25 protein-coding genes are annotated in these 23,908 nt (G+C 29.6%); 13 read left to right on the top strand and 12 right to left on the bottom strand.

Going from position 1 to position 23,908, the window contains the following annotated elements:
* Positions 1–236: 236 nt before the first annotated feature.
* Positions 237–1,067 carry a M57 family metalloprotease gene (locus tag H527_RS0102320; RefSeq protein ID WP_027411215.1) on the top strand — a complete coding sequence of 277 codons (831 nt, stop codon included), beginning with the start codon at positions 237–239 and terminating at the stop codon, positions 1,065–1,067.
* A 141-nt stretch (positions 1,068–1,208) separates the two neighbouring features.
* Here the strand turns inward: H527_RS0102320 and H527_RS0102315 are convergent, their stop codons facing one another.
* Positions 1,209–1,871, bottom strand: coding sequence for an ABC transporter ATP-binding protein (locus H527_RS0102315; RefSeq protein WP_027411214.1), 663 nt, complete (start codon positions 1,869–1,871; stop codon positions 1,209–1,211).
* 212 nt (positions 1,872–2,083) lie between these two features.
* Between H527_RS0102315 and msrA the strand changes: the two genes are divergently transcribed.
* From msrA to H527_RS0102300, 3 genes are all read left to right on the top strand, one after another.
* Positions 2,084–2,641: a peptide-methionine (S)-S-oxide reductase MsrA gene (msrA, locus tag H527_RS0102310; protein ID WP_027411213.1), complete on the top strand. Its 558-nt coding sequence runs from the start codon at positions 2,084–2,086 to the stop codon at positions 2,639–2,641.
* Positions 2,642–2,646: 5 nt separating this feature from the next.
* Complete coding sequence (gene folE / locus H527_RS0102305) at positions 2,647–3,243, top strand: GTP cyclohydrolase I FolE (RefSeq protein WP_027411212.1); 597 nt, start codon at positions 2,647–2,649, stop codon at positions 3,241–3,243.
* A 64-nt stretch (positions 3,244–3,307) separates the two neighbouring features.
* A complete protein-coding gene (locus H527_RS0102300) occupies positions 3,308–3,607 on the top strand; it encodes a hypothetical protein (protein WP_027411211.1) in 300 nt (99 codons plus the stop codon).
* Between the two features lie 6 nt (positions 3,608–3,613).
* Here the strand turns inward: H527_RS0102300 and H527_RS0102295 are convergent, their stop codons facing one another.
* The 6 genes from H527_RS0102295 to H527_RS0102270 all read right to left on the bottom strand — a co-directional run bounded on the left by H527_RS0102295 (position 3,614) and on the right by H527_RS0102270 (position 8,822).
* Positions 3,614–4,129 carry a DUF6787 family protein gene (locus tag H527_RS0102295; protein ID WP_027411210.1) on the bottom strand — a complete coding sequence of 172 codons (516 nt, stop codon included), beginning with the start codon at positions 4,127–4,129 and terminating at the stop codon, positions 3,614–3,616.
* Positions 4,130–4,160: 31 nt separating this feature from the next.
* Complete coding sequence (locus tag H527_RS0102290) at positions 4,161–4,589, bottom strand: DUF6146 family protein (RefSeq protein ID WP_027411209.1); 429 nt, start codon at positions 4,587–4,589, stop codon at positions 4,161–4,163.
* Positions 4,590–4,669: 80 nt separating this feature from the next.
* The gene (locus tag H527_RS0102285) at positions 4,670–5,308 is read right to left on the bottom strand and encodes a DUF937 domain-containing protein (RefSeq protein ID WP_027411208.1); all 639 of its coding nucleotides are present in this window, start codon (positions 5,306–5,308) and stop codon (positions 4,670–4,672) included.
* A 176-nt stretch (positions 5,309–5,484) separates the two neighbouring features.
* Positions 5,485–6,435, bottom strand: coding sequence for a D-2-hydroxyacid dehydrogenase (locus tag H527_RS0102280; RefSeq protein ID WP_027411207.1), 951 nt, complete (start codon positions 6,433–6,435; stop codon positions 5,485–5,487).
* 71 nt (positions 6,436–6,506) lie between these two features.
* The gene (gene serC / locus H527_RS0102275) at positions 6,507–7,571 is read right to left on the bottom strand and encodes a 3-phosphoserine/phosphohydroxythreonine transaminase (RefSeq protein WP_027411206.1); all 1,065 of its coding nucleotides are present in this window, start codon (positions 7,569–7,571) and stop codon (positions 6,507–6,509) included.
* Positions 7,572–7,760: 189 nt separating this feature from the next.
* Positions 7,761–8,822 (bottom strand): acyl-CoA reductase, encoded by a 1,062-nt coding sequence (locus H527_RS0102270; RefSeq protein WP_027411205.1) that lies wholly within the window; start codon positions 8,820–8,822, stop codon positions 7,761–7,763.
* A gap of 66 nt (positions 8,823–8,888) precedes the next feature.
* Between H527_RS0102270 and H527_RS0102265 the strand changes: the two genes are divergently transcribed.
* Positions 8,889–9,236 (top strand): 4Fe-4S dicluster domain-containing protein, encoded by a 348-nt coding sequence (locus tag H527_RS0102265; protein WP_027411204.1) that lies wholly within the window; start codon positions 8,889–8,891, stop codon positions 9,234–9,236.
* A gap of 117 nt (positions 9,237–9,353) precedes the next feature.
* Positions 9,354–9,944, top strand: a complete 591-nt coding sequence (locus H527_RS0102260) for an outer membrane beta-barrel protein (RefSeq protein ID WP_027411203.1) — start codon at positions 9,354–9,356, stop codon at positions 9,942–9,944.
* A 98-nt stretch (positions 9,945–10,042) separates the two neighbouring features.
* Here H527_RS0102260 and H527_RS0102255 read toward each other — a convergent pair whose 3' ends face one another.
* Together H527_RS0102255 and H527_RS0102250 are read right to left on the bottom strand one after the other, a co-directional pair.
* A complete protein-coding gene (locus H527_RS0102255; protein ID WP_027411202.1) occupies positions 10,043–10,405 on the bottom strand; it encodes a hypothetical protein in 363 nt (120 codons plus the stop codon).
* Between the two features lie 371 nt (positions 10,406–10,776).
* Positions 10,777–12,471 (bottom strand): alpha-amylase family glycosyl hydrolase, encoded by a 1,695-nt coding sequence (locus H527_RS0102250; protein ID WP_027411201.1) that lies wholly within the window; start codon positions 12,469–12,471, stop codon positions 10,777–10,779.
* Between the two features lie 191 nt (positions 12,472–12,662).
* Between H527_RS0102250 and menA the strand changes: the two genes are divergently transcribed.
* The 7 genes from menA to H527_RS23830 all read left to right on the top strand — a co-directional run bounded on the left by menA (position 12,663) and on the right by H527_RS23830 (position 19,456).
* Complete coding sequence (menA, locus tag H527_RS0102245) at positions 12,663–13,562, top strand: 1,4-dihydroxy-2-naphthoate octaprenyltransferase (RefSeq protein WP_027411200.1); 900 nt, start codon at positions 12,663–12,665, stop codon at positions 13,560–13,562.
* Positions 13,563–13,638: 76 nt separating this feature from the next.
* Positions 13,639–14,319, top strand: coding sequence for a metal-dependent hydrolase (locus H527_RS0102240; protein ID WP_027411199.1), 681 nt, complete (start codon positions 13,639–13,641; stop codon positions 14,317–14,319).
* Entirely contained in the window at positions 14,319–15,359 is a 1,041-nt protein-coding gene (locus H527_RS0102235; RefSeq protein WP_027411198.1) for an o-succinylbenzoate synthase, read from the top strand. The genes H527_RS0102240 and H527_RS0102235 overlap by 1 nt, the downstream gene beginning before the upstream one ends.
* Before the next feature lie 12 nt (positions 15,360–15,371).
* Positions 15,372–16,289, top strand: a complete 918-nt coding sequence (locus H527_RS0102230) for a CPBP family intramembrane glutamic endopeptidase (RefSeq protein WP_027411197.1) — start codon at positions 15,372–15,374, stop codon at positions 16,287–16,289.
* A gap of 61 nt (positions 16,290–16,350) precedes the next feature.
* Positions 16,351–17,466 carry an AMP-binding protein gene (locus H527_RS0102225; protein WP_027411196.1) on the top strand — a complete coding sequence of 372 codons (1,116 nt, stop codon included), beginning with the start codon at positions 16,351–16,353 and terminating at the stop codon, positions 17,464–17,466.
* Between the two features lie 226 nt (positions 17,467–17,692).
* Entirely contained in the window at positions 17,693–19,015 is a 1,323-nt protein-coding gene (locus H527_RS0102220) for a M24 family metallopeptidase (protein ID WP_027411195.1), read from the top strand.
* Between the two features lie 243 nt (positions 19,016–19,258).
* Positions 19,259–19,456: a hypothetical protein gene (locus tag H527_RS23830; protein ID WP_155837788.1), complete on the top strand. Its 198-nt coding sequence runs from the start codon at positions 19,259–19,261 to the stop codon at positions 19,454–19,456.
* A 129-nt stretch (positions 19,457–19,585) separates the two neighbouring features.
* Here the strand turns inward: H527_RS23830 and H527_RS0102210 are convergent, their stop codons facing one another.
* Genes H527_RS0102210 through H527_RS21240 form a run of 3 tightly spaced genes read right to left on the bottom strand, consistent with a single transcriptional unit; the run spans position 19,586 to position 23,902 of the window.
* The gene (locus H527_RS0102210; RefSeq protein ID WP_035087161.1) at positions 19,586–21,916 is read right to left on the bottom strand and encodes a GumC family protein; all 2,331 of its coding nucleotides are present in this window, start codon (positions 21,914–21,916) and stop codon (positions 19,586–19,588) included.
* A gap of 37 nt (positions 21,917–21,953) precedes the next feature.
* The gene (locus H527_RS0102205; RefSeq protein WP_035087220.1) at positions 21,954–22,730 is read right to left on the bottom strand and encodes a polysaccharide biosynthesis/export family protein; all 777 of its coding nucleotides are present in this window, start codon (positions 22,728–22,730) and stop codon (positions 21,954–21,956) included.
* A 29-nt stretch (positions 22,731–22,759) separates the two neighbouring features.
* Positions 22,760–23,902, bottom strand: a complete 1,143-nt coding sequence (locus tag H527_RS21240; RefSeq protein WP_051316595.1) for a sugar transferase — start codon at positions 23,900–23,902, stop codon at positions 22,760–22,762.
* Positions 23,903–23,908 lie beyond the last annotated feature (6 nt).

The following is a 23,908-nucleotide window of genomic DNA, read 5'->3' as shown; positions in this document are numbered from 1 at the left end:
AAAAAAATATAATATCGAAAATTGAATCAAAAAATGCTTTCCACATTTTGATTAAGAGGGGTCTTTAAGTTTTCGATCCGGTTTATGCTTTGCCATACTTTTTTTATTAAAAATTATTTTATACTCAAAATTGCATAAAAATTTAATACAATTTCAAAGTTCTTGATGCATTTTTTATTGAAACTATAATATTAGCCTTTGGGCTTCTATTTTTACACAAATTTAACTACAACAATATGAAAACTATCAAATTATTAGCGCTTAGCGCAATCGTTGCTGGATGTATTACTTCTTGCCAAAAAGAAGAAGTTACTACAGAGGTAAGTGAAGTAAGTAATACTCCAACAAAAGAACAGCTCCTTAAATTAACTGATATGGGAGTAAATACACACGATGTTACTATCGATAAAATCAAAAATTTAGACGGTAATACAGAGGAGTACCTTGTTAATGGTAAAGGTATTGAAGTGCCTGTAAAAGGACTTTTTGATCAAGAAAATTTAGGTGCAGCAGAAAATGGAAACAAACAATATAGAACTCGAAACCTTGTTTCTGCCCGTACAATCACAGTATTAGGATACACTGGTGGCGGTGGTAATGGATTAGATCAAACTGCACAACAAGGTTTAAGACAAGCTGTAGACAGTTATAACAGTTTAGGATTAACGCTTAGAATGAATCTTAGTTTTGGTACTAATCATCAAGCAGCAGATATCGTAGTATATGTTGAAAGAGGTTTAGGTTCAGGAGGACAAGCTGGATTCCCTTCAGGAGGAAGACCTTACAAATGGGCTAGAATAGGAGAAAGTGTAAGTAGAAACGGTACAACATATTCTAAACATGTAATATTACACGAAATGGGTCATTGTATAGGTTTACGCCATACAGATTGGTTTGCTAGATCATGCGATGGTAGTAATGAAGGTGACGGAGGTATTGGAGCTATCCATATTCCTGGTACTACTACAGGTGTAGATAGATCATCTTACATGATTTCATGTGCAGCATTTGGATCTAGTGGTCGTTTTAGTAACGATGATGTAACTGCATTACGTTATATATATTAAAACACTTATTTTAAGAACTTTGAAATTATAAGAAAGAGACTGTCTGAAAAGGCAGTCTTTTTTTTATTTTACAATGGTATAAACATACATACCTTCAAAAAAAATAAAAGATGATTCCTATAAAAAAGATACTATAACTAACTACTCTAAAATTTTGCCATCAACCATTACTAGTTTTCTATCTGCCATATCTGCTAACTCTTTATTATGAGTTACTATAACAAAGGTTTGTCCAAATTGATCTCTTAGTTTAAAAAACAACTTGTGTAGATTTTCTGCAGCTTCACTATCTAAATTTCCAGAGGGCTCATCTGCAAAAATTACTTTAGGATTATTAATTAAAGCTCTAGCTACAGCCACTCGCTGTTGCTCGCCTCCAGACAATTCTTTTGGTCTATGGTTATATCGGTGAGATAAACCAAGAAAGTCTAAAAGTTCTTTAGCTCGTTTCTCTACTTCTAATTTTGGAGTTTTTTTTATAAAAGCAGGAATGCAAACATTTTCTAGAGCTGTAAACTCTGGTAATAATTGATGGAACTGAAAAATAAAACCTAATTGCTCATTTCTAAACTTGGAAAGTTGTTTTTGTGAAAGAGTATTAATATTAATTTCGTTAATTAATAATTGACTTTCTTTTTCTTTACTAACTCGATCTAGAGTCCCCAAAATTTGCAACAATGTAGTTTTTCCTGCTCCAGAAGCTCCTACAATAGAAACAATCTCTCCTTTAGTTATATGAAGATTTACACCTTTAAGGACGTGAAGATCTCCATAATTTTTATGAATACTATTAGCTTTAATCATTTGCTTTTTGAACTTGAAGCAGTGAAAGTAATCAATATCCTTAGAATCCCCAAAACCTAGGTTTTAAATATAATCATTAAAGGTATAAATCTTGTTTTTTTTGATATTTTAGAATACAATGATATTATGACTTGTGTAACTAATGAAAAGTTAAAAAGTTAAAAAACATTTGCTTTATGTGTACTTTCGTTAAAAACTATTTTTTATAAACTATGACAGAAAATAAATTTGAAGTAGCAGTACTTGCAGGAGGTTGCTTTTGGTGTACAGAAGCAATTTTTCAACGTTTAGAGGGGGTTGATGAAGTAATTTCGGGATATACTGGAGGGACAATGAAAAACCCTTCATATAATGATATTGGTACAGGCCAAACAGGGCATGCTGAAGTGATTAAAATCACATATGATCCTCAAAGTATTGGTTATAAGGAGTTACTGGATATATTTTTTGCTACTCATGATCCTACTTCTCTAAACCGTCAAGGTGATGATCAGGGAACACAATACCGAAGTGCTATTTTTTATACAAACAAAGAACAAAAAAAAATAGCAGAGCAAGTTATTGATGAACTAACTAATAAGAATATTTTTGAAGATGTTATTGTAACAGAAGTAACAGAATTAGATGTATTTTATAATGCAGAAAACTATCATCAAGATTATTATAACCAAAATAGTAAGCAAAGTTACTGTGAGTTTGTGATAAACCCAAAGCTTAATAAATTAAGTATTATCTTTGAAGATAAAATAAAAAAAGAAAATCTGAAGTAATTCCTATGCCGTATAAAAATTTCGAAGAATACAATATAAACGTAACCGAAGAAGTAAAAGAAAATTTTGAATCTATTATTAAAAACCTTGGCGAGGATGTAAATAGAGAAGGTATCGTTAAAACTCCAGAAAGAGCAGCGAAAGCTATGCAATTCCTTACACAAGGGTATCATCAAGATCCCGCAGAAATCCTTAAAAGTGCTATGTTTAAGGAAAGTTATGATGATATGGTTATCGTAAAAGATATTGAATTATACTCCTTATGTGAACATCATATGTTACCATTTTTTGGAAAAGCTCATATAGCTTATATCCCTAATGGTTATATTGTTGGGTTAAGTAAATTGCCTAGAATTGTAGATGTATTTGCAAGACGATTACAAGTGCAAGAAAGACTTACTCATGATATTTTAGAATGTATTAATACTACTTTAAAACCAAAAGGAGTTGCTGTTGTAATAGAAGCATCTCATATGTGTATGATGATGAGAGGTGTACAAAAACAAAATTCTGTAACAACTACTTCAGGATTTAGAGGACAATTTGAAAAAATAGAGACTCGTTCAGAATTTTTAAAATTAATTACTGCCGATTTAGGGTAATATTTTTTTGGAATACTCTTTGCTTTACTTTTGGTATATTAAACTTTAATTATTTTAAAAAAATATGACAAAAGATAAATACAAAAAATTAGGCTTAAGTTTACTTTTTGATGGAATAGGAATGATATCTTATATAGTTCCTGGTGTTTTAGAGTTTACAGATGTTGTATGGGCACCCATAGCAGGATGGTTAATGACAAGGATGTATAAAGGTAACATAGGGAAAGCTGCAGGAGTATTTACATTGATAGAAGAAGCTTTACCAGGTTTTGATATTATTCCAACATTTACTATAATGTGGGTGTATACTTATGTAATAAAAAAAGAAAAAGTAGAGGATGTTATTGATCTGGATATTTCTTAGTTGTTTTTAAAAAAAACGAGCGAGCCCCATTCTGTTAAGCATCTTTTTTTCAAAACTCCAGAAAAATTTAAATTGCCCAAAAATCCAACCTACAATAAGAAGTAGAATTTGGTATATAGGAAAAACTATTAATATTCTTATAGGCCAATAAATCCATGCATTAGTCGAGCTTCTATCTAAACTTAAAAATGAAAGTATTGGATCAGAAATACGAGCTGCAGTAGATCCTGTTATGGCAAAAGCTATAAATATAGCAATAAGTTCCCACCTATAATTAACCTTCCATCTCGGTTCAAGAATATTAAATAATCTTAAGGTAATAAAAAGAAATATAAAGGAAATAATAATAATTATAGCAGATAAGACGCCAAAATAAGAGACATCTGTTTGTTGTATATTTATTAGATTCAAAATATATTTAGCAATTAGGTAAGAAGAGAATATTAAACTTAATATACCTAGTATTGGAAATATTAATTGCCAATTACGTTTTATCTCCCAACGATCTTTAAATTTTTGCATGACGCAAAAGTACAATTAAAAAGAATTAAAATCAATATCGTCTACCTCTGGTAGCAATAAATCGTTGGTTAAATTGTTGTTCAAAGTAAATAAAGTAATTATATAAAAGGTAGTTAACTTCATAACCATAACTAATTGTAGGGTCATAATTAATTTGTTGTTCGTATAATAAAGGGTCAAAGCGTTGGGGTTGTAAAACACGTTGATTATATTCTGTAACATATATACGATTTCTGTTTTCTAAAAACGTTTCTGTGTAAAAACCTCTGGGTCTTTGAGTTAAAATCCAAGAATTAAACCCAGGTTCAATAATCATTATCTCATATTCAAGGCTATCATTAGCAATCCTAAGAGTGTCAGAATTTGTGTTAGAATTGGATATAGTTGTGTGCTTTTTATTAATTGTAGAACAACTAATGACAAATATCCATAGAAAAAATGTATAGATAAAACCCCTCATTATTTTTATTTTTATTAAAATACAAAAAAGCCAAGGGGTAACCCTCGGCTTTAACCATAATTTAAGGTTATAATAGGTATTTATTTTCCAAAAAGCCCTCCTAAGAGTCCTCCTAATCCTCCTTTTTTCTTTCCACCACTGCTTAATAACATTCCAGCAACATCATCAAGGATGCTTCCGTCACCATCTGCGTCTAAGAAAGATTCAATCAAAGATTGTTGTTGAGATCCTTTAGATCCCCCAGACATAGTACCTAATAAGCTAGAAAGCCCGTTAGAGTCATTTACATTACTTTGTTTTGCTTGTTTTCCTAAAACTCCTAAAAGAATTGGTGCGGCAACTTTAAGAATTTGAGCGACAGAACCAGCATCGATTCCTGACTTTTGACTTAAAGCATTTTCTACTGCTGGTTGTTTACCACCAAGAATATGACCTAGAATACCAGCTCCGTCATTGGTCACACTTTCATCAACACCACCCTCAAATAAACCGCCTAAGTTATCTAAAATACTACCTGAATGTTTACCAGTTATTGCTCCTAATAATCCAGAAGCACCTTCAGGAGTAGAAGCGTTACGTTGCATTGCACCCATTAATACAGGCATTGCCATGCTTAATAAGTCACCTGTCTTATCTGCGGATTGTCCGGTTTGTGAACTAACACCACTGATAATTTGTTTACCCATTGGGCTATTTAAAAGGTCTAAAATTCCTGACATAGTTAATAAAGTTTTTAGTGAACCTAAATTTACATTTTTAATGTTAAAATTATTAACAAGTAGCTGTTTTATTTTATTAAAAAAAGACGAAAGACAATTTTTTGGGATAAAAAACATAAAACGTCATTTTAATTTTAAAATGACGTTTTATTATTAATATTTGTATGTTTAAAATACTAATTAAGTATTTTAATGATTTGTTCTGCTAATTCTTGACCAATACGATCTTGAGCTTCTCCTGTAGCAGCTCCTATATGAGGAGTTAATGATATTTTTGTATTCATTAATACTTTTATAGCAGGATTAGGTTCGTTTTCATATACATCCAAGCCTGCAAACCCTAATTTTCCATTTTCTAGAGCTTCTACTAATGCTACTTCATCTATTACTCCACCTCGTGCTGCATTAATAATTCCTGCTCCTTCTTTCATTTGCTCAATTTCAGATTTTCCGATAACATATTCTTTTTGTGCAGGAACATGTAATGTAAAGAAATCAGAACTTTTAAGAACTTCTTCTTTTGAAACAGTTTTAATTTTAAATTTTAAAGATTGGCCATCAAAAAAGTCTAAAGGAATTTCTATTTCTTCTATAAAAGGATCGTATGCAATTACTTTCATTCCTACACCTATTGCAATTTTAGCTGTGGCTTGTCCTATACGACCAATACCAATTACACCAAGTGTTTTACCTCTTAATTCAATACCACTACCATATGCTTTTTTTAGATTTTTGAATTTACTATCTCCATCCAGAGGCATATTACGATTAGAATCATGTAAAAAACGGACACCACCATATAGGTGAGCAAAAACTAATTCTGCTACAGATCCAGAAGATGCGGCGGGAGTATTGATTACATGTAACCCTTTTTCACGTGCATAGGCTACATCTATATTGTCCATTCCTACACCACCACGACCAATTATCTTAAGAGATGGACAATTATCTATAATATCTGTTCTTACTTTGGTCGCGCTACGAACAAGTAGCACAGAAATTTCATTTTTATTAATATAATCTACCAATTGGTCTTGGGCAACTGTAGTGGTTAAAACTTCAAATCCCTTTTTTTCTAAAGCCTCAATTCCACTTTGTGAAACCCCATCGTTTGCTAATACTTTCATTATTAAGTTTTAAGTTTTATATTTTAAATTAACTAACTTTAAATAATTATGGTTAAAATATGTAATGTGATTTATGCTTTACGTTCTAAATCCCCCATTATATCTACAAGCACAGCTACACTTTCCATAGACAAAGCATTATACATACTAGCTCTGTATCCTCCAACACTTCTATGACCATTAAGACCATTAATTCCTGCTTCTGTCCACATAGCATCAAAAGTTTCTTTAAGATCCTCGTTTGCCAAAGTAAAGGTTGCATTCATATTAGAGCGATCTTCTTTGGCAGCAAAGCCTTTAAATAATGGATTTAGGTCAATTTCTGAATATAGAAGATTAGCTTTTTTATCGTTTAATTCTTCTATAGCAGATATACCTCCAAGCTTTTTAAGCCATCTTAAAGTAAGCATAGAGACGTATACAGGGTATACAGGAGGGGTGTTATACATGCTAGCTTTACTTATATGAGTTTGATAATCTAACATAGAAGGAATTTTTCTTTCTATATTACCTAGAATATCTTCTTTAATAACCACAAGGGTTGTTCCTGCAGGTCCCATATTTTTTTGTGCCCCAGCATAGATTAAACTAAATTTTGAAAAATCTAATTGTTTAGAAAAAATATCACTACTCATATCACAGATTAAAGGAGCATCTGTAATTGGAAATTTTTTTATTTGAGTTCCAAAAATTGTATTATTACTTGTGCAATGTAAATAATCCAGGTCTTTAGGTATATTGTAGCCTTTGGGTATATAGTTAAAATTACGGTCTTTTGAAGAAGCTATTTCAACCACCTCCCCAAAAAACTTAGCTTCTTTTATAGCTTTATCACTCCAAGTACCAGTATTCAAATATCCTGCTTTTGTTTGTAATAAGTTATATGCGGTCATTAAAAATTGAGTGCTAGCTCCACCTTGAAGAAATAAGGCTTTATATCCCTTACCTTCAAGCCCTAATAATTCTAAAGCTAAACTACGTGCCTCTTCCATAACATCAACAAAATCTTTACTACGATGTGATATCTCTAAAATTGAAAGACCAGAGTTGTTAAAATCTAACACTGCTTGTGATGCTTCTTTAAATACTTCTTGTGGTAAAATACAAGGTCCAGCGCTAAAATTATGCTTTTTCATGTTGATTTTTATTGTTTTATGTCCACATAAAAACTTCTTTAATTAAATTAATTATACCAGTTTTTTAGTAGTTTGTTATAGTTAAATAGTTATGGTGTTTTTTCTTTTCTTTTCTTTTGTGATAAAGAAGAAATCCCCACAAAGGTGCTAATAATATGATAGAAAAGTGTTGTCAAATTGATAAAATATTCAATTAATTTTTGTTAAAAATTCAATAATATCTATACCATCTGCATAATCTGAAAGCATTGGATTTTGAGTTTGGCCAAATTCGATACATCCAGATAAAAAACTATTACCAACAATACATTGAATCTTTTCTTTATCCTTTTCTATTTTTTTTATTAATAGATCTATAGACTCATATTTTTCATAGAACAATGTTGCAATAGGAGAAGCATAACTTTCGTCTTCCTTTAGCATTAAAAAGCCATTTTCGAATAATTTGTAATTACTCATTAAATACACCGCTTTATTATAATCGTAGTTGTTGGCATATTTTGCACTATTCATGATGTCATGATAATCATACATTGCTTCAAAAAACAAGTCGAATTTATAGTTTTTCGGAATCATTATTTTGGATACACTTCTACATCCTAACCCATAGTATCTAAAAATATCTTCACCCAGAGCTTGTAGTTCTTCTTTTGTTTCACTTCCTGTTAAAACAGCAACAGAATTTCGATTTTTCCGTATAACATTGGGGACTTTACTAAAATAATATTCAAAATATCGAGATGTATTATCACTTCCTGTTGCAATAATAGCATCGAAGCTTTTTAGTTTATCAAAAGTAAATGATATTCGATCTTTAAATCTTGGTTCAATTGCAATTAAATATGTAGATAGAAAGGGTAATAATTGATTATCATTAGAAGATTGCTTTACTAAAATCTTGTTTCCTGAAATTAGTACGGAAAGGAAATCATGAAACCCTACCAGAGGTATGTTTCCTGCCATTATTGTACCTATAGTTTTAGCTTTATTTTTTGTTAAAGAATAAGAGGATAACCAATTATCAAGATTTTCTTTAGTAAGTGCATTACCCCATTGTTTTAGAGAAAAAAGTATATTTTCTTTTGTAAACCATCCGTTATGATGTACAGCGGTATCAATTTTTTGAGACATTTCCTCAAAAAAATCTTCATTACATAAAACAGAGTTAACTTTCTCATAACCAGTTGTTTTAAATTGGCTAAGGAACTTCCCTAATTCAGAAAAAGCATTTACACGATCATTTAATAACATTTCTTATTTGTTTATCACTAGTTTACGAGCTATTTTTGTACTGCAAATTTAGAATAAAAAAGAGCTATGGCAATTATAATAACAGATGAATGTATAAATTGTGGCGCTTGTGAGCCAGAATGTCCAAATACTGCGATTTATGAAGGAGCGGATGATTGGAGATATTCTGATGGTACAGATTTAGAAGGAGACTTAGTGTTACCTGGAGGTAAATCTGTAAATGCTGAAGAAGCACAAGAGCCAGTAAGTGATGAGATTTATTATATTGTACCTGATAAGTGTACTGAATGTAAGGGTTTTCATGAAGAACCACAGTGTGCTGCGGTGTGCCCTGTAGATTGTTGTGTTCCTGATGAAGATATTGTAGAAACAGAAGAGTTTTTATTACAAAAACAGTCTTTTATGCATAAATAAGATTGATTTTATGATATAGATTATAAAAATACCTGTCGTATGATAGGTTTTTTTATGGTCATTTTTTAAATTTTAGTACTTTCGCTTTAATACAAGCACAAATTTAAATATGAAATAATGAAAAAAATAGTATTATTTATGTTCTTTTTAGCGGTTTCTATTGCTTCTTATGGACAATATCGTTGGGAAGTTTCTGGTGGAGCAACTTTTTCTAAGTTAGATCTTGAAACAAGCGAAACAACAGGAGGATCTGGATTTTATATTAATGCCGGGTATGGTTATTTAATGGGAGTTAGAGCAAGAACAAGTATTGTTTTTTCATTAGATTTATTACAACGTACTAGTGAAATAGAAGGTGTGGGGGATGCAGAAACACTTCAGGTAGGGTTTAACCCAAAATTTAGATATTTAACAGGGGGTGGAAAAGATAGATTTCGTGGGTTTATAAATGTAGGACCATCTTTTAGGGTTAATACAAGTTTCAAAATTGATGGAAGGAAATTAGAAGATAAAGAATATGAACAGCTTATTATTGGAGGCGTATATGGAGTCGGTTTTTCACAGATGATTGGAGAAATGTTTGATGTTATGGCAGAAGTTGGAGTAATGAATGATTTTGTAGATAATCTAACTAACACGGGTAGTAAATTCTTTGATGTTTATGCAAGAGTAGGAGTACGATTTAGGATTTATGATGCACGAAGATAATACGATAATAATTACACATACATAGAATAAAAAAACCTGCAAATTTGCAGGTTTTTTTATTCTATGTATGTTTGTTGTGTGACGTTTTATAAACTAAATTAATATTCCATTAAAGCATCTCTGTATTCTTTTAGATCAGATATATTCATCCTGTTCTTAAGGCTTTTTGTAAGAGATATTAAATATTTAAGGCTTTCTATAGGATCAACAGCCTCTTTTTCCTCAGTAGAATCTTCATCGTCAATAGGTTCATCATCTGGAATAGGTATAAGAAATGAGTTGTTTTTTTCGATATGCTCATAAGTAAACCTAAGAACTTTTACTACTAAAGGGATTTGCTCTTCTAAAGCATAAGTTCTTAACTCTTTGATATCCTCAATTAATGTATCTGTATTGATGCCTGTTTTATCAAGATCATCCAAAATTTTATCGATTAATTTGCTTGCTTTTTTATTTTCCAAAAGGGTAAGGTTATATAGATGATTAAATACTAATAGTTGCAAATTTATATTTTTATTGTATTATTAGAAATCAATTACGGTTATTTATTTGAATTTTTTATTTTTTATTTTTTTAAGGTATTTTAATAAAAAACATGAATTTAGTTTAATTATCTGTTTTTCAATTGATTAAACTCTTTTTTTATAGGTTATAGGACTATTCCAGCTAAAGTTTGAGGTAAAACCGTAACCACATATATACCAAACCTCTTTATCTTTGAAAAGTATTCCAATTACAATTTTTCCCTTACTTTTTTTGTTTTCCCCAACACTTACCTCCTTATTTTAAGGAGGTAAGTTCTTCATGGGGGATTGTGTTTTTAATTTGATAATTATTTTTTTAATTCTAGCAGTACAATTTCTTGATCAGAATTAATAGTTACAAAATCATTAAAAACTTTTGTTTCTACTCCAGAATATCGATCTATAAGGGTTTGACCTTCTGCAAATATGGAATTAATCTTTATTGTTTTTTTTCCTTTATTAAGATCTAAACCAATGACTACTTTATCTAAAACATTATTTTTATTGTACTCTCTCGAAAAAACATATGGCTTTTTTGATACTATTCGATGTTTTCCAGCACCGACAGCTGGATGATCTCTTCTGAAACTCCCTAATTTTTGCCAGTGTTTAAGCAGTTTTTTAGCATCTTCATTATTAATGTCTTCCCAATTCATTTTAGATCTTAGATTAGCATCTCCTTTGGCATTTATAATTGTTAGGCGTCTTGCTATTTCATCTCCATAATAAATTTGAGATATACCAGGGCTTAGTAAAAGTTTAGTTGCAGATTCATAAGTCTTAGTTCTGCTTTTATCAAAAGGAGAGTTGTCATCGTGAGAGCTTATGTAATTGGTTACACCTTTACCAATTAGATTAGTATATAAGATTTTACTATATTCACTAAATAATTTTTCATAGCTGATATTTTCTGCGTCATATTTAAATTGAAAATTAATTAAATTATCAAACCCAGATGCATAATAATCTATTTTACGATCTGTAAAATTATAATTACGTTTATGATGTATATTATAACCATATAGTTCTCCTAACATATAAAAATCATTAGTATCCAGAACCAAGTTAGGGTTTTTAGATTTCCATTCTATAAAAGCAAGTTTTGCTTGTTCAGCAAGTGTTTTCCAAGTTTCTTTTTCGACATGTTTAACAGTATCTACTCTGTATCCATCAATCCCTAATTCTCTAACATAATCTGTTAACCATTTTATAATATAATTTTTTGGAGATTTTTTTAATCCTGTTTTATTAAAAAAGGTTTCTATTTCTAAAAGTTCTTTTTCTAGCCGCCCTTCTGCTTTCCACTTTTGTATTAGGGCTTCAGGTAATTCTACATTTTTATCACTTTCCGTTTTAATATCAGGTAAATTTTTGACCAATGTGCAGGATACAGTATTTTTATAATTTTTATAATCACATTGTGGTGTGGTTCTTACCCATGTATCGGGCCACACAGGATCTTGATCTGTTATAGGACCTGCATGGTTGATGACTACATCCATAAGAATTCGAATTCCATTTTTATGAGCAGTGTCTACTAATTGTTCAAGATCTTCGAAAGTTCCAAAATTTGGATCTATTTTTGTCCAATCTTTAGTCCAATATCCGTGGTAAGCATACGTATTTCCCGTTCCTTCATCGACACTACCATGTATTTGTTCTACAACAGGAGTAAACCAAATAACATTTATTCCTAAGTTATTAAAATACCCTTCCTCTATTTTTTGAGTGATACCTTTTATATCACCTCCTTCAAAGCCTCTTAATTCCCCTGTTTTTTTAGTTCTATTTATAATTTTGTCATTAGATATATCTCCATTGTTAAATCTATCTGTTAGTAAAAAATAAATATTAGCTCCTTCCCAGATAAAAGGAACGGGAGTCTTTATATCCAAAATTTTGTTTTTGGTGTTTTCTAACTGGGTATCTTTGTCAGAGGTATTTTTACATGACAGTATTATAAATAAAAGAGAAAAGACAATACATCTAAAAGGTATATTCATGAGTTTTTATGGGGTTTAAAACTACTAAACTATAAAAGTATTTTAATACGTTAGTTTTTATAAACTATAAAAAGGTAAAAATATTTTCTATGTAATTTACAATACATTGTATTAGGTGTCATAAAGAATTGATGCAATTAATTTTTATTTTTTTGTAAAAATACTGTTCCTTTGGGGTCAAAATCATAAAAATGACCAAATTTAAAGCCTGGGTTTCTGCGGCGCGTTTAAGAACCTTACCATTATCCATTTCAGGTATTATTGTTGGTTCTTCTTTAGGAAATAATTTATTCTTAAAAACAAATATTTTTTGGTTAGCAATTGCCACCACTTTAGGACTACAAATATTATCTAATTTTGCTAATGATTATGGCGATGGAGTAAAAGGAACGGATAATAAAGATAGAGTAGGACCAATGCGAGCTTTGCAGAGTGGAGTGATTTCTAAACAACAGATGTTTAAAGGAATAGTGTGTACTGCTATACTAGCACTAGGATTGGCAATTTCTCTAATATATGTTTCCTTTGGAAAAGATAATTTTTTGTACTCCTTATTCTTTTTTATACTTGGTTTAGCTTCGATAGTAGCTGCAATTAAATATACTATGGGGTCTTCGGCATATGGATATAGGGGTTTGGGCGATGTTTTTGTGTTCCTTTTTTTTGGTTTAGTTAGTGTGGTGGGATGTTTTTTTCTCTATACTAAAAATGTAGAATTAGTTGTTTTTCTTCCAGCTACTACAATTGGCGTATTAAGTGCAGCTGTACTAAACCTTAATAATATGCGAGACTATGATAATGATAAAAATTCTGGTAAAAATACATTAGTAGTAAAATTAGGAATCCAACGAGCCAAAATGTATCATTTTACATTACTAATTATATCTATGTTATGTATGCTGGTTTATCTTTTTTATACATATAAAAAACCTATGCATTTATTATTTTTGTTGTCGTTTATACCTATATTATTTCATTTTGTAAAAGTTTTTAAAACTAATACTACAGAATTATTAGATCCTGAACTTAAAAAAGTAGCTTTAACAACATTTTTACTTTCTATTTTATTTAGTTTAGGGCAGATTTTATAATTTAGTAAAAATCTGTTTTTAAAATACAGTCAAAAAAAACATACGTTACGGTAAACTTATTTTAATTATATCACTTATGAAAATCACGTTTTACGGGCAAAATACATTATTGATTAAGATCAATGATATTCGTGTATTAGTAGATCCATTTATTTCTGGTAATCCTTTGTCTAAGGATAAAGTGGATATAGATACAATTAAAGCAGATTATATTTTGTTAACACATGCGCATCAGGATCATGTTTTAGATGCTGAAGCAATAGCAAAAAAAACTAATGCTACCATCGTTTCAAATTATGAAATAGCAATGTATTATCAAAATTTAGGAATCGAAGTACATCCAATGAATCATGGAGGTGAATGGAGTTTTGAATTTGGAAACGTAAAATATGTTAATGCGATACATACTAGTAGTTTTGCAGATGGAACTTATGGAGGGCAACCTGGAGGATTTATTATAGAAGGAGAACGCAAAACTATTTATATTGCAGGAGATACTGCTTTAACTATGGATATGAAATTAATTCCTTTACGATATAAGCTGGATTTAGCAATTTTGCCTATTGGAGATAATTTTACAATGGGTATTGATGATGCGATTATCGCAAGTGATTTTGTAGAATGTGATAAAGTATTAGGTGTACATTATGATACTTTTGGATATATTGAGATTGATCACGATGAAGCCAAACGAAAGTTTTTTGCAAAAAACAAAGATCTTATGTTATTAGATATTGGGGGGAGTTTAGAACTATAATGAATGCCAAATATTATAAACATACCCTACAGTTTAAAAGACCGAGTGGTACATCCCGAGGAATTTTAAAAACCAAAGAAACTTGGTTTATAGTGATTTTTGATGGATTAAAAAAGGGGGTAGGAGAGTGCGGAATTTTAAGAACATTAAGTATAGATGACCGCCCTGATTATGAAGATAAATTAAAGTGGGTATGCGATAATATTCATTTAGGAGTTACTGCACTATGGGAAAGTTTAATAGAGTTTCCTAGTATTCAATTTGGAGTAGAAATGGCTTTTAAATCTTTAGAAAGCACTTCTCCTTTTATATTATATCCTTCTGCATTTACAGAAAGACAAAGCCATATTTTGATTAATGGATTAATATGGATGGGGGATAAGGAGTTTATGCACCAACAAATAGAGGATAAATTAAAAGAAGGTTTTACGTGCATAAAAATGAAAATAGGAGCAATTGACTTTGAAACAGAGTTAAGTTTATTATCCTATATTAGATCTCAGTTTTCATCAAGTACTATAGAGTTAAGAGTAGATGCTAATGGGGCCTTTACTCCCAAAGATGCTTTGGATAAATTAAAATATCTTTCTGAATATGATTTACATAGCATAGAACAACCAATACATCAAGGGCAACATAAAGAAATGGCAAGATTATGTAAAGAAACTCCATTACCTATTGCATTAGATGAAGAATTAATAGGTGTTTTTTATAAAGCAGATAAGATAAAAATGCTAGAAACTATTCAACCACAATATATTATTTTAAAACCAAGTTTAATAGGAGGTTTTAAAGGAACTAAAGAGTGGATTGATTTGGCAGAATCTTTAGGGATACACTGGTGGGTTACTAGTGCCCTTGAAAGTAATATAGGACTTAATGCTATTGCGCAGTATACTTATACATTAGATAATAAAATGCCACAAGGATTGGGAACAGGAGGTTTATACACTAATAATTTTGATTGCCCATTAAAGGTAGTTCATGGTAATTTGATGTATGATACTCAAAAAGATTGGAAAATAAACTATTTAAAATAATATTACTATTATATGTATATCACTCAAGGAAGAAAAGGAAAGTTAGGAATGTGGAAATATCTTCCAATACCAATAGGTTTCATGTTATTAATGGGGCTAAATTATTTAGCCGTAAAAATGCTTAATATGGATACCGAAGCTGTAATGAAACAACAGATAGAGTCTATTGGTAAAAACATGCTATTTCTTCAACTTTTGATTCCTTTTGTAATCTTTTTAGGCGGATTACTTTTTTGGGTACGATATGTACACCAACAAAGCCTTCTGTCTCTTACTACAAGTAGAAAAAAAATAGATTGGAGTCGTGTCTTTTTTGTTTTTGGATTAATGGCTTCTTTTATAATAGTATCTACAGTCGCTACTTATTTTATAGCTCCAGAAAACTACCAAATTAATTTTCAACCAATACCGTTTTTAATACTAGCTATTATAGCAATACTATTGATCCCTATACAAACTAGTTTTGAAGAGTATCTTTTTAGAGGATATTTAATGCAGGGATTAGGTTTAGCAGTCAAGAACAAATGGTTTCCTTTATTAATTACATCTGTACTTTTTGGAGTAATGCATGCGGCTAATCCTGAGGTAGAAAAATTAGGTCCTATACTTATGGTTTACTATATAGGTACTGGTTTGTTTTTAGGTATAATTACATTAATGGATGATGGTTTAGAACTAGCTCTTGGTTTTCATGCTGCTAATAATTTGATTACGGTACTTTTGGTAACAGCAGATTGGACAGCGCTTCAAACCGATTCTATTTTAATTGATACCTCTGATCCTAGTACAGGGTACGAAATACTTATACCTGTATTTGTAGTATTTCCAATCTTTTTGATGATTCTTTCTAAAAAATATAAATGGACAGGGTGGAAAGGTAAACTTTTTGGTAAAATAGAAACAGATACAATTACATCAGAGATAATATAAAAATAACACACTCTTCATATATTCGTAACCTATGAATATGGTAGAAAATTGAAATTTGAAGATGCAAACAAATAATACATTTTCTATACCCGAAATACATAAAGGATTCTCTATTAATAAGAATTTTTTAAACAAAGAAGGGTTGAAGTATTTTGCTCACAATTTAATTAAAGAAGGAGAGGTTTATGAGCAAGAAGCAGGACATTTTTTATTAGATTGGTTGAGTGACAAAGATCATATTGTAGTAAAAACTTCGGGTTCTACAGGAAAACCAAAAAAGATAAAGGTATTTAAGCAGCACATGGTAAACAGTGCTATAGCATCTGGAAAATTTTTTAAACTAGAAGAAGGAACTACAGCTTTACTATGTCTTCCAGTAAACTATATTGCTGGTAAAATGATGCTTGTTAGAGCAATGGTTCTTGGCTGGAAAATAGATTTAGTGCCGCCAAAGACAAATGCTTTGGATACGGTATATAAACAATATGATTTTTGCGCAATGGTACCTTTACAACTTGATAATTCTATTAACAGGCTTCATTTAGTCAAAAAACTAATAGTTGGAGGAGGCCCTGTTTCCGAAAATTTAAAAAAATTAGTTCAAGGTTTTAAAACCAAGATATATGAAACCTATGGTATGACTGAAACAGTTTCTCATATTGCAGCCAGAAGAATCAACCCAAAGAAAAAAGATAAAAAAGATGCTAGTTTTTTTAAAGCATTGCCAAATATTACATTAAGTATAGATGATAGAAATTGTTTGATTATAAAAGCACCTCAATTAAATAAAGAAACAATTATTACTAATGATGTTGTAGAGCTTAAAACCTATAAAAAATTTATCTGGAAAGGTCGGTATGATAATGTGATTAATAGTGGAGGAGTAAAATTGTTTCCTGAAGAGATCGAAATTAAATTACAACTATTAATTGGTCATCGTTTTTTTATCTCCAGTATTCCCGATGATACCCTTGGAGATAAAGTTGTTTTAGTTATAGAAAGAAATTATGATAAAACAATTCATCTTACATTAAAAGAAGAGATACAGAGTCTAAAAACTATTAATAAATACGAAGTTCCTAAAGAAATTTATTTCCTTCCTCAGTTTATAGGAACAGATAGTGGTAAAATACAAAGAACAAAAACATTAGAGATAGCTTTGCATAGCAAAGTTTAACTCTTTTGGAGACATATTTTAATTTTTTTAAAGTAAAAGTATTTACTAATTTTAGTTCTCTAGATCATAACTTACAAATAAATATTTTTAATTAGTAGTAAAAAATAAAATTTTTGCTTCTTTCAAAAAAATAAACACATTATATAATATCTTTTTTTGTGGGGTATTGTTTTTATGATACTTTTATTCAAATTGAAGAACTATACCTTTAGAAACTATAATTTTTATGCGACTATTCATTTTTTTTACCATATTTATAGCAATTAATACTGCACAATCACAAATATTAACAGAAAGAGAGCGATCTAACGTTGTTGATATGGTATTAGACGATAGGTTTAATAATCTATTACCTAAACTAATGGACAGAGAAGGCTTTGATATGTGGGTGTTGATTTCTAGGGAGTACAATGAGGATCCTGTACTAAAAACAATGTTACCTGCAACATGGCTTAATGCCAGACGTAGGACTATATTGGTGTTTTATAGAAATAAAGAAAATAATATTATAGAAAAATTAGCTGTAGCAAGATATAATGTTGGAAAAAATATAGATTCTGCTTGGGATAAAGAAAAGCAACCAAACCAATGGAAGGCTTTAGTAGAGATAATATCAAAAAGAGATCCAAAAAAAATTGGGATTAATTATTCGAAAGATTTTGGTATTCTAGATGGGATTGTAAAAACAGATTACGAGGAGTTTCTAAAGGTACTTCCTCAAGAGTATAAATCTAGAGTAACCTCTGCAGAAAAATTAGCAATAGCTTGGATAGAAACGCGTACTCCACAAGAATTAGAGATTTATAAAGAGCTAGTAAAAATAACTCATAATATAATAGAAGAAGCCTTTAGTACGTCGGTGATCCAACCAGGAACTACAACTACAGATGATGTAGTTTGGTGGTTAAGGCAAAAAGTAACGGATATGGGTTTGAAAACATGGTTTCATCCAACAGTAGATATTCAAAGATCTAGTGAAGTGTTACAAAATCATATTGTTTCTTTTTCAGATAAATCAAAAGATAGAATCATTAAGGTAGGAGATTTGATACATTGTGATTTTGGAATTACATATTTGAGATTAAATACGGATTGCCAACAACACGCATATATTCTCAAAAACAATGAAACTTCTCCACCAGATTTTTTGGTTAAAGCTTTTGCAGAAGGTAATCAAGTACAAGATATTTTTACTTCTAATTTTGAGACAGGAAAAACTGGAAATGAAATTTTGCTAAAATCCTTAGAGGAGAGTAAGAAAAAAGGTTTAAGACCTTCTATTTATACGCATCCTTTAGGTCTGTATGGTCATTCTGCGGGTACTACAATTGGTATGTGGGATGCGCAACAAGGTATTAAGGGAACAGGAGATTATCCTTTGTATGAAGATACAGTTTATGCTATTGAGTTAAATACTACTGTTACATTACCAGAGTGGAAAAAAGATATTCGAATTATGCTAGAAGAAGCAGGTTTTTGGACCTCTTCAGGATTTAAATATATTAATGAAAGGCAAACAGAACTAATTACAATTCCTAAAAGGAAATAGAAAATATTTATTATAAATAAGATAAAGAGTAAAACTATCTACTGTTAGATATCATCTTTTGATTAAAGATTAAAAATATGTAGCTTTGTTTTAATGAAATGTAGAAATCTCAACTTACTTAATATTACTATTTAAGGAAATGCCTAATTATAAAAATTAACTATTGCTATAATAGGCAAATCTTTTGTCATTGTAATTGTAGAGATATATAGACAACTATAGTTACACATAATATGATTAAATATGATTAAACGAACTATAGGCTTTGTCTTTAGAGTATTTTTGGGAATAGTAACGTTTGTAGGTAGTATATTTGTTATCTTTTACGCAATATTGTGGGATTTTTTAAGAGAAAAGGTGTTTGCTAAGAAACCTATAGAGAAAGATTGTTTTGATAAAATTTTGTCAAAAGAAGATATTTCTAAATCTAAAAAAGAATAATCACTAACATAAATTTTCTTAATTCGAATTAAGGTTAATAAATAATGATGTTGTATCATTTTATATATAGTTGTTTCAAATCTATAATCTCTAAATAATTTAGGGAAATTTTAAACTCTTATTGAGGGTTTAAAATTTCCACCATGATTTTGGTTTTGAATATCCATACCCATATGGAGAACCATAATATTTTTTACTATTAATGTTGACATCATTTAGTAAGATACTTATATTAGAAAAACGTTTGTTTTTATATAAATTTTCAGGAACAGATAATAACTCTCTATCAGAATATCCTAATCGTACTACGTAAATACACAGATCAACATAATCAGCAAGTAATAAAGGGTCTGCTACTAAATTTATAGGAGGGGTATCTATAATTATATAATCATATTGTGATTTTAATTTTACAAATAATTCCTGTAAACGTTTGCTTTTCAGTATATCAATAGGATTAGGAGGGATTATACCTGAGTTTATAATATCTAAGTTTGGTATATTATCTAAATTTATAATAATATCTTCTAAATTTAGATTTTTATCACTTACATAATTAGTTATCCCTTTTGCAGACTCTAAGTTCAAATATTCTAAGATTTTGGGAGATCTTAGATCTAAACCTAATAAGGCAACTTTTTTATCAGGATCAGCCAAAATAATAGATAAATTAGCAGATATAAATGATTTACCTTCTCCTGTTATAGAAGAGGTCACTAAAATAGTTTTTGTTTGATTATTGCTTTCTGACAGTAAAAATTTTAAATTACTTTCAAAAATTCTAAATGCTTCTGCAACAATAGAACGATCATCTTTAGCAATAATAAAATTACCTTTTGTGTTTGTATTAGGAATTTCTGCAACAATTGGGATATCTAATTTTTTTTGTATCTCTTTTTTGTCTTTTATTTTTACATCTAAAAGATCTTTAAAAAATAAAATCATTATAGGAATTAAAAACGCAGCCATAAAAGCAGCTAGTAAAACGATTCTTTTTTTAGGCTTTATGGGGTTTTTAGAACTGTATGCTTTTTCTATCACTTTTGCACTAGATACTGTTGCTGCTAATGATATTGCTGTCTCTTCTCGTTTTTGTAATAAATAAAGATATAATGTTTCTTTTATTTCTTGTTGTCTAACAATATCTCTTAGTTCTCTTTCTTTTTTTGGTAAAGAGGCTATTTTGGCATTCATTACAGAATCTTGCCTTTGAAGATCTTTTAATTTTATTTTTAAAGTTTTTTTCTGGTTATCCAAACTTTGTTTTAAGCTTAATTTTAAACTTTGTAGTTTTTCATTTAAACGGATAACTATAGGGTTTTTTAATGTAGTACTTTTTAATACTTCATCTCTTCTAAGTGCCGTTTCATTGTATTGTGCTATAATTCTGATTATGGATTCTTCAGAAAAACCTAAGTTAACAGGTAACAAACTTTCTTTATTTTCTTTTAAATATTCATTCATAAAGTCAACTAAGCCTAATTGTGTATTAGTTTCTAATACACCTTTTTTGTTTTCAGAAGATCTTTCTAAAAAAAGCTCAGTTTCAGACGTAACATTGGTTAAGTTATGAGAGGTTTTAAATACTTCCACTCCTTGTTCTATATCAGATAGTTCAGTATTTATGATACTTAATCTTTCTTTAATAAAACTAGCAGTATTTTCATAAATCTGGTTTTTATCATTTGCAGCATCTATATTGTATTCTTCCACTAATCCGTTTAAAATATCTTTAGCTTTAGCTTTTACGGTAGTATTTAGGCTTAAAGAAATTACATTAGCATCTTGATGAACAAGCCCGATACTAACTCTTGATTTGTAGTCTTCAACAATATCCATTACAGGTTTAATGGATAGAAAAATTTCATTTTCTATAAAAGAATCTAAATAATCAGGATTAGGATTAATGATTAAACTTCCTATTCTGGTAGATATTACTTGACCAAAAACCCCATTTTTGATAGAATCATAACCTTCTTCTGTAATAGTGAAATCATTTTTAGAATGTATAGATATAATAAAATTCGCAAAAGGATCTACTATTAAGGAATCTTCTTTAAAAATTATTTTAATAGGAGTATTGTCGTATAATTCGACTAATCGTTTTGAGAATTTTGTTTTAGCAAAGTATTGATAGTTTAGATTAAGTTTTTTAACTACGTTTTTAAAAAGAGGTCTGGATTTTAAAATTTCTATTTCATTTTCAACTTCTTTATTATTATTTTTTACTATACTTAAGTCCTCAAAGGCGGAGAGTTCGGATAGCATTCCAGATTTTTCACTTTTAATAAGGATAGTAGCGTTTACTTTATATTGAACTGGAGTATACTTCAAATATAATATAGCCAAAATTAGACACACAATACCAGTTATCAGAAATAGTTTCCAGTAACTAAGATACCTTATTATTTGATCCTTTAAATGGAGATTACTTTGTTCTTTTTGGTATTCGTAATCCATGGACACTACCTTTTTAAATTAATTTTCATTAACATTATTATTTTGTCAGTAAAATAACCAATGATACTAGTACAGATGCTACAGATACCCATATAGGAGTGTTTTTGTTATATGAAGAGGACTTGATTTGTGCATTATTAGGGGTAACGTAAATTGCATCATTTTGTTTTAAGTAATATACAGGAGAATTAAAAATCTCATCAGAAGTGATGTCAATTCTGTGATATTTGTACTTATTATTTTGTTCTCTAATAACTAAAATATCATTTCTTTTACCTGTAATAGTAAGATCTCCTGCTAGTCCTAAAGCTTCAATAATACTTATACGCTCATTTGGTATTGTAAAAGTTCCAGGGTTATTTACTTCTCCAAGTATGGTTATTTTAAAATTCACTAATTCTATATGAACAATGGGATCTTTTATATAAACAGATAATTTTTCTTTTAAAAGCTGCGTAGCTTCTATTTTAGATAAGCCTAATAATTTTATATTCCCTAAAACAGGAAAATCAATGGTTCCATCTTTTTTGATTAAATAAGTAAGTTGTTTTTGTTCTCCTACAACACTGCCAGGGATAGCGTTAAAGGAAACAGCAGGTAAATTAAAAGGTTCTAAGCCTTGCATGTTGGATGAAGAAATAGTAATAGCCAAAAGATCGTCTGGCTCAAAAAAAGTTTTATAATCTACTAGTATTTCTTTCTCATATTTGTTTTTTATATCTTTAAAATACACAATATCTTTTCGGGAAGCACAAGAGGTTAAAAATAGTAATATAATAATAGGGTAATGTTTTTTTAAAAATCGAATTATCATTTGTGTGTAATTAGTAGTATATATTGTTTTTAGCAACTTCTTTTACCTCGTAGAATAATATTTTGTAAAATTTTAATAAAATAACGAATATCGGTTTGTAATGGAGCCTTCTCATATGCTTCAAGATATTTCATTTCTGAAGCTACAATTTCATCCATAGTTTTTGGCATATCTGCATAAAAGGGAGGGAGGAGTCCAGGTTTAACTTTTATTCTTTTTTCTTGAAGTTCTTTAGGATATAAACTAAAATAATGATTGCTTAATGGGCGAACCCCTATTAGTTTCATTTCATTTTTTATTAAATTAATGATCATAGGTAATTCATCAATCCAGTATTTTCGCATTATTTTTCCTTCATGAGATATTCTAAAATCATTTTTGATTTTTCCTCCTTCTTTTAGTTTGTTTTTTTCAAAAACATACTGTTGTAAATATTCTGAAAAAGGATACATGGTTCTAAATTTATAAACTTTTATGATTTTTCCGTTTTCTCCTAGTCTTCTTAATTTAATTAATGGACCGTAGGTTGGATCTTTATCAAAAACTGGATCTTTGATTTTTCGTGCAACAAAATGCAATACGTTATTAACGTTCCTTTCTTCTAATATTTCAAAACCACAAGAGTATAATCGACCTAAAGTTTCTGCTTTGGTTAAAACTCTTCCTTTACCTCCTGTAATATGAAAATATATTTTTTTTGTTAATTTAAGCTTAGGGATAACTCTGGTAAGAAAGACATCTCCCATATAGTATAGATAATTAAGTGGCTCAGGAAGCTTTTTTAATATTCTATTTTTACGAACAGCATACGTTTCTACATGGTTGATAAAAATCCCTCCTATGTCTAGTTTTGAGTTAACAGATTCAAAGTATTTATTAATCCTTCTAAAATCATTAACTCGTTTAAGGTTGATAATCGTTTTATAAGTATTAATATTTATCTTGTCTATATTAAAATAAGTTCTGGTAGCAGTAACAAAAACATCTTTAGATGGATGGGTAACATGTTCATCTATAAAATCAAAATTTTCTTTTCCTACTTCTTTAATTATTAAGGTTTTAATGTTTTCGTTCCAATCTTGGTCTGTAACAGTTATAAAATCTTTTGAGTTTTTAGGATTTAAAAGATTTTCAACTTGTTTATCAATAAATGGAGCAGATTTGGTTATCATTTTTTA

Origin of the sequence: Aquimarina muelleri DSM 19832, from assembly GCF_000430665.1 — a bacterium.
Lineage (GTDB): Bacteria > Bacteroidota > Bacteroidia > Flavobacteriales > Flavobacteriaceae > Aquimarina > Aquimarina muelleri.
This window is presented reverse-complemented; position numbering and strand designations above follow the sequence as displayed.